The sequence below is a fragment of the Ligilactobacillus murinus DSM 20452 = NBRC 14221 genome, assembly GCF_001591685.1.
In the GTDB taxonomy this organism is placed as follows: Bacteria; Bacillota; Bacilli; order Lactobacillales; family Lactobacillaceae; genus Ligilactobacillus; species Ligilactobacillus murinus.
Genome location: NZ_BCVJ01000135.1, coordinates 1 through 599, shown reverse-complemented (window position 1 = coordinate 599; position 599 = coordinate 1). Strand labels below are relative to the sequence as shown.

Annotated in this window: 1 protein-coding gene; it reads right to left on the bottom strand. The window is 38.6% G+C overall.

What is annotated here, in order from left to right; translation table 11 throughout:
- On the bottom strand, positions 1-547 hold a 547-nt coding region (locus LMU01S_RS10170; protein WP_156470429.1), incomplete at its 3' end, for a hypothetical protein.
- Between the last annotated feature and the right edge of the window lie 52 nt (positions 548-599).

Sequence of the window (599 nt, the reverse complement as noted above, 5' to 3'; positions counted from 1 at the left end):
TAAAAGTTACTTGTTTCAACGTTTCTTTTGCATATGTCTTTGTAATAACTTTTCCTGAAGCACTCTCACTTAATTTTGGAACAACACCTTCTAACAATAATTTATGTTCCTTGGCTGTTTTGACATTGTCACCTATTGCATGCACATCATGCTCAAAGGCCTGCATCACTTTTTTAGCTGTGCTTCCAGTAACTTTACTGTCATCGGCAAAATTAAATAGATTCTTGACACTTGTAGAATCTCGCCACACCTGCTTACTATTTTGCAGTAACGATTTTGTCTTTATTCCCTTACTTACAAACTGCCCTTCTTTCACTAAAGACTTGTACGCTCCAGCTGAACCTGACACACCACCTACTAAACTTAGAAGATTATATGCATTCTCTGCACCTTCTCTATTCATTCCTAATTTCAAAAGTACCCGCTTAAGGGGATTATCTCCATATTTTGCCCCTGACTGCATTTTCGTATAGTCTTCATACAAATTTAGTCCATCTAAAGCCATACCAAAAGCCATTAGTACTGGAACGGCAACGCCACCTGTCATAGCTGTTATCCCCAGCCCTAACAGCATAAAAAATCCATCAACCATCAATGCG